Annotated in this window: 11 protein-coding genes; 6 read left to right on the plus strand and 5 right to left on the minus strand. The window is 66.8% G+C overall.

Going from position 1 to position 10,892, the window contains the following annotated elements; genetic code table 11:
* Position 1 precedes the first annotated feature (1 nt).
* The 5 genes from narJ to ACFW3F_RS16225 form a co-directional block, all read right to left on the minus strand.
* On the minus strand, positions 2–667 hold the full coding sequence (gene narJ, locus ACFW3F_RS16205) for a nitrate reductase molybdenum cofactor assembly chaperone (RefSeq protein ID WP_388059067.1): 666 nt from the start codon (positions 665–667) through the stop codon (positions 2–4).
* Positions 664–2,352 carry a nitrate reductase subunit beta gene (gene narH, locus ACFW3F_RS16210; protein WP_388059069.1) on the minus strand — a complete coding sequence of 563 codons (1,689 nt, stop codon included), beginning with the start codon at positions 2,350–2,352 and terminating at the stop codon, positions 664–666. Before narH ends, narJ begins: the two co-directional genes overlap by 4 nt.
* Positions 2,352–6,089, minus strand: coding sequence for a nitrate reductase subunit alpha (locus ACFW3F_RS16215; RefSeq protein WP_388059071.1), 3,738 nt, complete (start codon positions 6,087–6,089; stop codon positions 2,352–2,354). The genes narH and ACFW3F_RS16215 overlap by 1 nt, the downstream gene beginning before the upstream one ends.
* 125 nt (positions 6,090–6,214) lie before the next feature.
* Positions 6,215–6,556, minus strand: coding sequence for a LuxR family transcriptional regulator (locus tag ACFW3F_RS16220; protein ID WP_388059085.1), 342 nt, complete (start codon positions 6,554–6,556; stop codon positions 6,215–6,217).
* Positions 6,557–6,788: 232 nt separating this feature from the next.
* Entirely contained in the window at positions 6,789–7,922 is a 1,134-nt protein-coding gene (locus ACFW3F_RS16225; RefSeq protein WP_388059073.1) for a PQQ-dependent sugar dehydrogenase, read from the minus strand.
* A 271-nt stretch (positions 7,923–8,193) separates the two neighbouring features.
* Between ACFW3F_RS16225 and rpsH the strand changes: the two genes are divergently transcribed.
* From rpsH to rplO, 6 genes are read left to right on the plus strand one after another with little or no spacing between them, the layout of a single operon-like run.
* Entirely contained in the window at positions 8,194–8,592 is a 399-nt protein-coding gene (gene rpsH, locus ACFW3F_RS16230) for a 30S ribosomal protein S8 (RefSeq protein WP_388059075.1), read from the plus strand.
* Positions 8,593–8,607: 15 nt separating this feature from the next.
* Entirely contained in the window at positions 8,608–9,144 is a 537-nt protein-coding gene (rplF, locus tag ACFW3F_RS16235; protein WP_388059077.1) for a 50S ribosomal protein L6, read from the plus strand.
* Between the two features lie 3 nt (positions 9,145–9,147).
* Positions 9,148–9,552: a 50S ribosomal protein L18 gene (rplR, locus tag ACFW3F_RS16240; protein WP_388059079.1), complete on the plus strand. Its 405-nt coding sequence runs from the start codon at positions 9,148–9,150 to the stop codon at positions 9,550–9,552.
* Between the two features lie 46 nt (positions 9,553–9,598).
* A complete protein-coding gene (gene rpsE / locus ACFW3F_RS16245; protein ID WP_238422478.1) occupies positions 9,599–10,249 on the plus strand; it encodes a 30S ribosomal protein S5 in 651 nt (216 codons plus the stop codon).
* Positions 10,250–10,251: 2 nt separating this feature from the next.
* Positions 10,252–10,437, plus strand: coding sequence for a 50S ribosomal protein L30 (rpmD, locus tag ACFW3F_RS16250; RefSeq protein WP_058251976.1), 186 nt, complete (start codon positions 10,252–10,254; stop codon positions 10,435–10,437).
* The gene (gene rplO, locus ACFW3F_RS16255) at positions 10,434–10,874 is read left to right on the plus strand and encodes a 50S ribosomal protein L15 (protein ID WP_388059082.1); all 441 of its coding nucleotides are present in this window, start codon (positions 10,434–10,436) and stop codon (positions 10,872–10,874) included. Before rpmD ends, rplO begins: the two co-directional genes overlap by 4 nt.
* The last annotated feature ends 18 nt before the right edge of the window (positions 10,875–10,892 follow it).

Consider the following 10,892-nt stretch of genomic DNA (forward strand, 5'->3'; position numbering starts at 1 on the left):
CTCACGCTCGGGTCGGATCGATCGGAAGCAGGCGGGGATCGAAGGGTTCCAGACCCACCGTCTCGGTCGGTGTGGGGGCACACAGGGCCATCGCCGCGGCCCGGTCGGATGGGGAGGGGCTCGGCAGGGTGGCGCAGACGGCCCCCAGCGCCCCGGCGTACGGCGACCCGGAGTCGAGGAGTGCAAATCGGATGAGTTCCACTGCCGCACGGTGCTTCTCGAGTAGTTCGACGCCGCGCGCCGGATCGACCCGCGCGCTGAACTCGAGCACGACCGGCAGATGGTCGGGTAGCTCGCCGTGCAAATCGACGAGGAACCCGCTGTCGCGGTACGCCTGCTTGAACTCACCGAGCGTCGTGCCGCGACGTCGGGTGTCGCCGTCGGACCAGTACGAGAGGTAGAGCGTGTGTCTTTTGGAGAGGTCGAAGAGTTCCGTGTAGTCGCGGCGCAGCACCGTCGGATCGCCGACGGCGAGGTGATCGACGGTCTGCCGCAGCGCTGCTGTCGTCCGGGGATCGTCCAGTTCGTCGAGGGCGGCCCGCATCAGCTCGACGCGCTCGAGGACCTCGTCGTCGGGATAGCTCAGGCACCACGAGGCGATCAGCCGGATCACGGTGTCGGCGGCGGTCGTTCGCGGCCGCCGATCGAAGACCCGTAGGCCTCTCATCGCGTCTCCTCGCCCGGCGCCGACGACCCGGGTATGCGCTCCGGGAACAGCCCCGGCGGGGCGCCGTTCCCGTCCCAGTTCAGCAGGTTCGTCCGGCCCGCCATCGTGTGTTCGCCGGCCGCGGTGTCGGTGGTCTGACGCTGACGCAGGGCGTGGAAGGTCTCCACCGACACCGGCGCCGGGCGTCCGCTGGCCTCGCCGAACGGCGAGGAGTCGAACATGCCCGGACCCTCGTCGTAGTCCAGCGAGCATCCCATCTCGTCGAGCTTCTCGGCCTGCTCGAGATGCGCCGTGGGGATCACGTAGCGCTCGTCGTATTTCGCGATCGCCATCAACCGGTACATCTCGTAAACCTCTTCTTCGGTCATCCCCACCGCGGCCGGGATGTCGGCATCGGGTTCGCGTCCCAGCGTGACGTCGCGCATGTACGCGCGCATCGCGGCCAGACGGCGCAGCACCGTGTCGACGACCGCCGTGTCTCCGGCGGTGAACAACTCGGCCAGATACTCCACGGGGATACGTAGCGCCTCGATGGCACCGAACAGGGTGCCCGCGCCCTCGGCGTCGTGACCCTGGCCGGCGAGCAGGTCGACGATCGGCGACAGCGGCGGGACGTACCAGACCATCGGCATGGTGCGGTACTCCGGATGCAGTGGGAGCGCGACGCGATACTTCTTCGCCAAGGCGTACACCGGTGACCGGCGAGCGGCCTCGAGCCAGTCGTCCGGGATGCCGTCCCGGCGGGCGGCGGCGACCACCGCGGGATCGTCGGGATCGAGCATCAGATCGAGCTGTGCCTCATACAGATCGCGTTCGTCCGGGGTGGCGGCGGCCGCCGTCACGGCGTCGGCGTCGTAGAGGAAGATGCCGAGATAGCGGAGCCGTCCGACGCAGGTCTCCGAGCACACCGTCGGTTGCCCGACCTCGATGCGCGGGTAGCAGAGCGTGCATTTCTCGGCCTTGCCGGACTTGTGGTTGAAGTAGATCTTCTTGTACGGGCAGCCCGTGATGCACTGTCGCCAACCGCGACAGCGGTCCTGGTCGACGAGCACGATGCCGTCCTCGCTGCGCTTGTAGATCGCGCCGGACGGGCACGACGCCATGCACGACGGATTGAGGCAGTGCTCGCAGATCCGGGGGAGATAGAACATGAAGGTCTGCTCGAAGCCGAACTTCACCGCGTCCTCGGACTCGCGCCGGAGCTTCTCGACGATGGGGTCGCGGTGTGCGAGTTCCGGTGCACCGCCGAGGTTGTCGTCCCAGTTCGCCGACCAGGTGACCTTGGTGTCCTTGCCGGTGAGCAGGGACTTGGGGCGGGCGACGGGGAAGTCGTCGCCCAGCGGGGCGTCGATCAGGGTCTGGTAGTCGTAGGTCCAGGGTTCGTAGTAGTCGTCGATCGTCGGCTGGACGGGACTCGCGAACAGGGTCAGCAGCTTTCGCAACCGGCCACCGGCGCGGAGCCGTAACCTCCCGTTGCGGTTGAGCACCCACCCGCCCTGCCACGTCTCCTGATCGTCGTACCGTCGCGGATACCCCTGTCCGGGACGGGTTTCGACGTTGTTGAACCACACGTACTCGGTGCCGGACCGATTGGTCCAGGCCTGTTTGCAGGTGACCGAGCAGGTGTGGCACCCGATGCACTTGTCGAGATTCATCACCATCCCGACCTGGGCCATGACCCGCATCAGTAGGTCACCTCCTGGCTGCGCTTGCGGATGGTCGACACCATGTCGCGTTGATTCCCGGTAGGTCCGAGATAGTTGAACGCGTACGACAACTGGGCGTATCCGCCGATGAGGTGGGTCGGTTTGACCAGCAACCGGGTCGGCGAGTTGTGGATGCCGCCGCGACGGCCCGTCGCCTCCGACTTCGGGACGTCGATCGTGCGTTCCTGGGCGTGGTGGACGTAGCAGACCCCGGCCGGCATGCGGTGGCTGACGATCGCGCGACAGACGAAAACGCCGTTCGCGTTGACGCATTCGATCCAGTCGTTGTCCGCGACGTCGATCGATGCGGCGTCCTGGGGGCTCAGCCAGGCGATCGGCCCACCGCGCGAGAGCGACAACATGAACAGGTTGTCCTGGTATTCGGAGTGGATCGACCACTTGGAGTGCGGCGTCAGGTACCGAACCGTGATCTCGCGCGCGCCGTCGGCGCCCAGCTTCGGCTCGCCGAAGAGGCGGTGCATGTCCAGAGGTGGCCGGTAGATCGGGAGCGACTCGCCCATGTCGATCATCCAGTCGTGGTCGAGGTAGAAGTGCATCCGCCCGGTGAGGGTGTGAAAGGGCTTGAGTCGCTCGATGTTCACGGTGAACGGCGCGTAGCGGCGGCCTCCGGTCTCCGACCCGGACCACTCGGGCGAGGTGATCACCGGAACGGGTGCCTTCTGGGTGTCGGCGAAGCGGATGCGCTTTTCTTCCGACCCACGGGCGAGGTCGTCGAGGCGGAAGCCGACGCGTTGCTGGAGCCGTTCGAAACCGGCGACCGCGAGCTCGCCGTTCGTGGTCCCCGACAACGTGAGGATCGCCTCTGCGAGTTTCTCGTCGGTGTCGATCGCCGGGCGTCCGTCGCCGGCGCCGCCGAGCATCACACCGTTGGACTCGGCGAGCTTTCGTGTCTGGTCCTCGAGCGGATAGGTCACGTTCTTGACGGTGAAGCCGAGCGTGTCCGCGAGCGGCCCGATGGTGGCCAGCTTGTCCGCGATCGTCGTGTAATCACGCTCCACCACACTGAAGTTGGGCATGTTCCGGCCCGGGTGTCCGGATACGCCGTCCTGCCGCCAGTCCGCGACCCGACCGTGCGGTTGTGCAACCTCGCCCGGGGTGTCGTGCTGCAGCGGGACGCTGACCAGATCGCGACGTGTCCCGAGGTGGGTCCGTGCCAGGTCCGAGAACCTGCGCGCGAGCCGGTGGAACAGATCGAAGTCGGACTTCGCCTCCCACGGCGGGTCGATCGCCGGGGTGAACGCGTGCACGAACGGATGCATGTCCGTCGAGGACAGGTCGTGCTTCTCGTACCAGGTGGCGGCGGGCAGCACGATGTCCGACAGCAGCGTGGTGGAGGTCATCCGGAAATCCGCGGAGAGCAGCAGATCGAGCTTGCCCTCCGGGATGTCGTCGTGCCAACGGATCTCGGCGGGTCTCGGGGTGTCGGGAGTCTCGGCGCCCAGCACGTTGTGGTGGGTTCCGAGCAGAGTCCGGAGGAAGTACTCGTTGCCCTTCGCCGACGAGCCGAGCAGGTTGGATCGCCACAGGACGAGGGTCCGCGGCCAGTTCTCCGGCGCGTCGACGTCGGTGATGGCCGGCGTCAACTCGCCGCTCTGCAGACGCTCGGCGACGTAAGTGGCCGCGTCCGGTGCGTCACCACGATCCACGGCAGCGACCGCCTCGTCGGCGACGTCGAGGGGATTCGAGGAGAACTGGGGATAGAACGGCATCCAGCCGAGTCGCGCGGACTGGGCGATTGCGTCGGCGGTGTGTTCGTGATCCATCGTGCCGCGCGACAGCGGGGAGGCCAGCGACGACGTCGAGTATCCGTCGTTCCGCCACTGGCCGGTGTGCATGTACCAATACGACGTGCCGGTCATGGTCCGTGGCGGGCGCGTCCAGTCCAGCGCGTTGGCGAGGGAGATCCAGCCTGTGATCGGCCGGCACTTCTCCTGTCCGACGTAATGCGCCCAGCCGCCGCCGTTGCGACCCATGCAGCCGGTCAGGATGAGGAGTGACAGGATCGCCCGGTAGGTCGCGTCGCCGTGGAACCACTGGCAGATCCCGGCTCCCATGATGATCATCGAGCGGCCCTCGGATTCTTCGGCGTTGGCGGCGAATTCGTGTGCGACACGAATCGCAGCGGCCGCCGGAACCCCGGTGATCTCGGCCTGCCATGCCGGTGTGTAGGGAGCCGACGCGTCGTCGTATCCGGTCGGCCACTCGCCGGGCAGTCCGTCCCGGGCGACCCCGTACTGCGCGAGCATCAGGTCGAAGACGGTCGTGACGAGCCGTCCGCCGACACGACGCGCGGGCACACCGCGCCGGACCACCGCACCGCTGCCGTCGGGGGCGTCGAAGACGGGGAACGCGACCTGGACGAACTCGGCTGCGTCACCCATCAGGGTCAGCGCGGGTTGCGCCCCGTCGAGATCGAGATTCCAACGCCCCTCGCCGGAGTCGGCGTACCGGAACCCCATCGATCCATTGGGTACGACGGGCGCATCTTGCGCCTCATCCCAGAACACCGTCTTCCAGACATCCTCGTCCGCAGTGTGTTCCGCGCCGGGCAACTCGTCGGCGGTGACGAACTTGCCCGGCACGTGGCCGACGTCGCCGGAGACGCCGACGCGTCCGTCTTCTTCGTCTTCCTCGTCGAGGTGGATCAGGAACGGGAGGTCGGTGTAGCGGCGCACGTAGTCGTCGAAGAAGCCGGTCGAGCGCCGCACGAAGAACTCGGTGAGGATGACGTGGCCCATCGCCATCGCGAGCGCGCCGTCGGTGCCGGCCTGCGCCGGCAGCCATTCGTCGGCGAACTTGGTGTTGTCGGCGTAGTCGGGGCTGACCGAGACCACCTTGGTGCCGCGGTAACGCACCTCGGCCATCCAGTGTGCATCGGGGGTGCGCGTGACCGGGACGTTGGAACCCCACATCATCAGATACGTCGCGTCCCACCAGTCGCCGGACTCTGGGACATCGGTCTGGTCGCCGAATACCTGCGGGCTGGCGACCGGGAGATCGGCGTACCAGTCGTAGAACGAGGTCATCACGCCGCCGATGAGCTGGATGAACCGGGTGCCGACGCAGTGGCTGACCATCGACATCGCCGGGATCGGCGAGAACCCCGCGCATCGGTCGGGGCCGTGGGTCTTGATCGTGTGGACATGTGCCGCCGCGGCCATCTCGATGGCCTCGTCCCACGTGACACGGACGAGCCCGCCCTTGCCCCGTGCGCGCTGATACGAGCGACGCCGCAACGGATCTCCCACGACATCGGCCCACGCCAGAACGGGGTCACCGAGTCGGCCCTTGGCCTCGCGGTACATCTCGACCAGGACGCCGCGGGCGTAGGGATGCCGAACTCGGGTGGGGGAGTATGTGTACCAGGAGAATGCCGCGCCGCGCGGACATCCACGCGGTTCGTACTCGGGTCGATCCGGCCCCACCGACGGGTAGTCGGTCTCCTGGGTCTCCCAGGTGATGATCCCGTCCTTGACGTAGACCTTCCACGAACACGAACCGGTGCAGTTCACCCCGTGCGTCGAGCGGACGATCTTGTCGTGGCTCCACCTATCCCGGTAGAACACGTCCCCGGCGCGACCGCCATCCCGGAAGACGGCACGACGATCGTCTGTCTCGTCCCAGCGGGTGAAGAATTTGCCGATGTTCAGCAGGGCGGTGGCAACGGTGCCCTGTACGTCATCTGACCGGGCCATGTGCGACACCATACGTAGCGCGTGTAGATGATTCTTCCCGAATCGGAAAGTCGAACAAATACGGCGCTAATGTTCGCGGGAAATACATTCGTCGATAATGTGGAGAACACGCGAGGTCGGTCCCGTCACCGTGTCGCCACGGTCAGCAGAATCGCCGAGTCCTCTTGTGCCGTCAGACCGTGACGCGTCGACGGAATCGTGACCAGGTCTCCCTCGGCGCCCTCCCAACGACCACCCGGGTGGGCATCCGCCGAGGTCAGGACGACGCGACCGCGCAGGACCTGCAGCGTGGCCTCGGTGGGACTCTCATGGTCGGACAGCGCCGCCCCGGCGACGAGTGCGATCACCGTCTGACGGAGATGTCGAGAAGAGTTGCCGTGCAACGTATGAGACGACCGTCGGCTCGACGCCTCGCGTGCCGAGGAGAGGAGCTGGTCGACGAGTTCGGGCAGGTGAGTCGAATCCACGAGTACCACCATGGCATCGCAACACGACGTCGGTACGGCATTCGGGTGGATCGAGCCCTGTTCGTTGTCCACTCACGATCCGACTGTCGGTGGGGCGGGAGGAAATAGATCACGCGATCATTGCGAAAATCACTCGGACAATCACTGCGACGTATTCCTCCGGAATCCGAATGAGACGTTCTCTCGAAGGCGTATCGCCTTTCGGCTCTTTTGACGACTGCGCAGTGCCGCGTCAACCGATTCGCATACGGAACAGGCGATCGTCGTCGTCGGTCGGCCGGCCGCGCCCATCGGTGTTGCTCGTGCCGAACCACAGGGAGCCGTCTGGTGCCGCGGCCACCAGGCGAAGCCGACCGAAATCGTCGACGAACCTATCGACGGGTTCACCGACAGACTCGCCCGCGGCGCTCCCGGGCGACCCGGTCAGCGGTATCTCCCACAGGCGCTGTCCGCGGAGCGCTGCCATGTAGGCGCGGTCGCCGATGATCGCCAGCCCGGCCGGGGACGCCTCCTGGGTGGTCCAGGTGGTGGCGGGGGCGACGAAACGCGGATCGGCGGAGTCGCCCTCGACCTCCGGCCACCCATAGTTGCCACCCGAGCGGATCAGATTGAGCTCGTCGCGGCGGTTCTGTCCGAACTCGCTCGCCCAGAGTCGTCCCGTGCCGTCGAAGGCGAGACCCTCGACGTTGCGGTGCCCGTAGGAATAGACCTCGTTGCCGAACGGGTTGCCCGGCCACGGCCGGCCGTCGCGGTCGACGCGCAGTATCTTGCCGTTCAGCGCGGTGACGTCCTGGGCGACCTCGGGCACGGCGGCATCCCCGACCGCCACGAACAGGCTTCCGTCCGGGCCGAAGGCAAGTGCTCCGCCGTGATGGTTGTAGGCGGCGTCGAGTCCGGAGATCAGGGTGCGGGAACGGGTGAACCGCGTGCCGTCGAACTCCAGGCGCACCAACCGGTTGTCGGAGGCGGTCGTGTAGTAGACGAACACCGCGCTCTCGTCGCCCGGCGCCATCGCGATGCCCTGCAGCCCGCCCTCGCCGCGCGGTGCCGCGTCGCCGAACTCGCCGACCGTCCGCACTTCGCCCGTGGGGGACACGCGCACCACCGTCGCGTCGTCACGCTGGGTGGCCAGCGCGTCGCCACCGGGCAGGAAGGCCAGCGCCCACGGAACGTTCAGGCCCGACGCGACGGTCTCGACGGATGCGCCGTCTGTCCCCGTGCCGGTCGGGACCGAACGGTCCGATCCGCCGGGAGGCGTGGTGGCGGCGTCCTCGTCGCCGGCGCAGCCGACCAGTAGCGTGGTTCCCGTGACCCCGAGGAGCCCCGCCCCGAGAAGCCCTGTTCTGAGTAGCTGACGCCGGTCCATACCCTCGATGGTGCCTGATCGTCGGGGCCGCCGACCGGCGCCGATTTGGGTCTACGCTGCGGATTCCCTACACTAGACCGGTTGCCTGTGCACCTCAGGTGTCCGGGACACAACTGAATAGTCTCCGGTGCCGGCGAAAAGCCAAGGGCATCGGCGGCGAGAACCTTCAGAAACAACTATCCACTTCGTGGAAGGCCCACCGCAGGTCACGGGAATCTACCCGCGTCCGGCGCTGTATGGGAACCGCTACGAGAAAGGTTGACGGTCACCCATGACCATGACTGACCCGATCGCAGACTTCTTGACGCGTCTGCGTAACGCCAACTCGGCGTACCACGACGAGGTGACACTGCCCTCGTCGAAGATCAAGGTGAACATCGCCGAGATCCTCAAGCGCGAGGGCTACATCACCGACTACCGCACCGAAGACGCGGAGGTCGGAAAGAGCCTCGTCGTCTCCCTGAAGTACGGCCCGAGTCGTGAGCGTTCCATCGCCGGACTGCGCCGTGTCTCCAAGCCCGGCCTCCGGGTTTATGCAAAGTCCACCAACCTGCCCAAGGTTCTGGGCGGCCTCGGCGTGGCCATCATCTCCACGTCCTCGGGTCTGCTCACCGATCGCCAGGCAGCCAATCAGCGCGTGGGCGGCGAAGTCCTCGCCTACGTCTGGTAGGGGAGGTAACACAACATGTCGCGTATCGGAAAGAACCCCATCGAGATCCCCGCGGGCGTGGACGTCACCATCGACGGCCAGAACGTCACCGTGAAGGGCCCCAAGGGTGAGCTCTCGCTCACCGTCTCCGAGCCCATCTCGGTCGCCAAGGAGGACAACTCCATCGTCGTGACCCGCCCGAACGACGAGCGTCGCAGCCGTGCTCTGCACGGCCTGAGCCGTTCGCTGGTGAACAACCTCGTCGTCGGCGTCACGCAGGGCTACACCAAGAAGATGGAGATCTTCGGTGTCGGTTACCGCGTGCAGGCCAAGGGCAGCGACCTCGAGTTCGCTCTCGGTTACAGCCATCCCGTACCGATCGAGGCTCCCTCGGGCATCACCTTCGCCGTGGAGTCCCCGACCAAGTTCTCGGTCACGGGTATCGACAAGCAGCAAGTCGGCGAGATCTCGGCGGTCATCCGCCGCCTGCGTCGTCCGGACCCCTACAAGGGCAAGGGCATTCGCTACGAGGGTGAGCAGATCCGTCGCAAGGTCGGAAAGACGGGTAAGTAAGCCATGAGTGAGACAGCTACCAAGACAGTTCGCAAGCCCGTCGGCAAGGACGTGTCGACGCGTCGTCGCAAGGCGACCGTCAACCGCCACTTCCGCCTCCGCAAGAAGGTCAGCGGAACCCCGGCTCGTCCGCGTCTCGCGGTCAAGCGCAGCTCGCGCCACATCCACGTGCAGCTCATCGACGACCTGGCAGGCAAGACGCTCGCCGCGGCCTCGTCGATCGAGGCCGACGTGCGTGCCGCAGGCGGCGACAAGTCGGCGCAGGCCCGCAAGGTCGGCGAGCTGATCGCCGCCCGCGCCAAGGCTGCCGGCGTCGACGCCGTCGTGTTCGACCGCGGTGGCAAGGACTACCACGGCCGGATCGCCGCGCTCGCCGATGCCGCCCGCGAGGGAGGCCTGAGCTTCTGATGACCATCTTCACCAGCTACACCCACTTGACCGGAGGGACCCTCTGATGCCCGGACGTCAGCGTGACGGCGGAAACGGACCCGCCGGTAACGACAACAACCAGAACAACGCAGGCGGCGGCAACGACCGTCGTGGCGGTGGCGGCGGTCGCGACCGTCGTGACCGCGGCGGCCGCGACCAGGACCGCAACCAGCTCGAGCGCGTGGTGACCATCAACCGCGTCTCGAAGGTGGTCAAGGGTGGACGACGTTTCTCGTTCACCGCTCTCGTGGTCGTCGGCGACGGTCAGGGCATGGTCGGCGTCGGTTACGGCAAGGCCAAGGAAGTTCCGGCCGCGATCCAGAAGGGCGTCGAAGAGGCTCGCAAGAACTTCTTCCGCGTGCCGATGATCGGCGCGACCGTCACCCACCCCGTGCAGGGCGAAGCCGCTGCCGGAGTCGTGATGCTGCGTCCGGCCAGCCCCGGTACCGGTGTCATCGCCGGTGGCGCGGTGCGTGCCGTGCTCGAGTGCGCGGGCGTCCACGACGTCCTCGCCAAGAGCCTCGGCTCGGACAACGCCATCAACGTCGTGCACGCCACCGTGGCGGCGCTCAAGATGCTGCAGCGTCCGGAAGAGGTCGCGGCCCGTCGTGGACTGCCGATCGAGGACGTCGCTCCCGCCGGTATGCTCCGCGCGCGAGCAGGACAGGGGGTCTGATCATGGCTCAGCTGAAGATCACCCAGGTCAAGGGCACCATCGGTACCAAGAGCAACCAGCGTGACAGCCTGCGGACCCTCGGCCTCAAGGGCATCCGCCAGACCGTCACCCGCGAGGACACGCCGATCAACCGCGGCCTCATCAACGCGGTTCGTCACCTCGTGACAGTCGAAGAGGTTCAAGCATGACCATCAAACTCCATCACCTTCGCCCCGCTCCGGGCGCGAAGACCGACAAGACCCGCGTGGGTCGCGGTGAGGGGTCCAAGGGTAAGACCGCCGGTCGCGGCACCAAGGGCACCAAGGCACGGAAGAACGTGCCCGCGGGCTTCGAGGGTGGCCAGATGCCGATCCACATGCGGCTGCCGAAGCTCAAGGGCTTCACCAACCGAAACCGGGTCGAGTACCAGGTCGTCAACGTGGCCGACATCGCTCGCCTGTTCCCGCAGGGCGGCACCATCGGTGTCGACGAGCTCGTCGCCGCCGGCGCGGTTCGCAAGAACCGACTGGTGAAGGTTCTCGGCGACGGTGACCTGTCGGTGAAGGTCGACATCACCGCCGACAAGTTCACCGCCTCCGCCAAGGAGAAGATCGCCGCTGCCGGTGGCAGCGTCACCGAACTCTGACGGACACACACCGCGGTC

The sequence above is a fragment of the Gordonia sp. NPDC058843 genome (genome assembly GCF_042743165.1).
Classification (GTDB): Bacteria; Actinomycetota; Actinomycetes; order Mycobacteriales; family Mycobacteriaceae; genus Gordonia.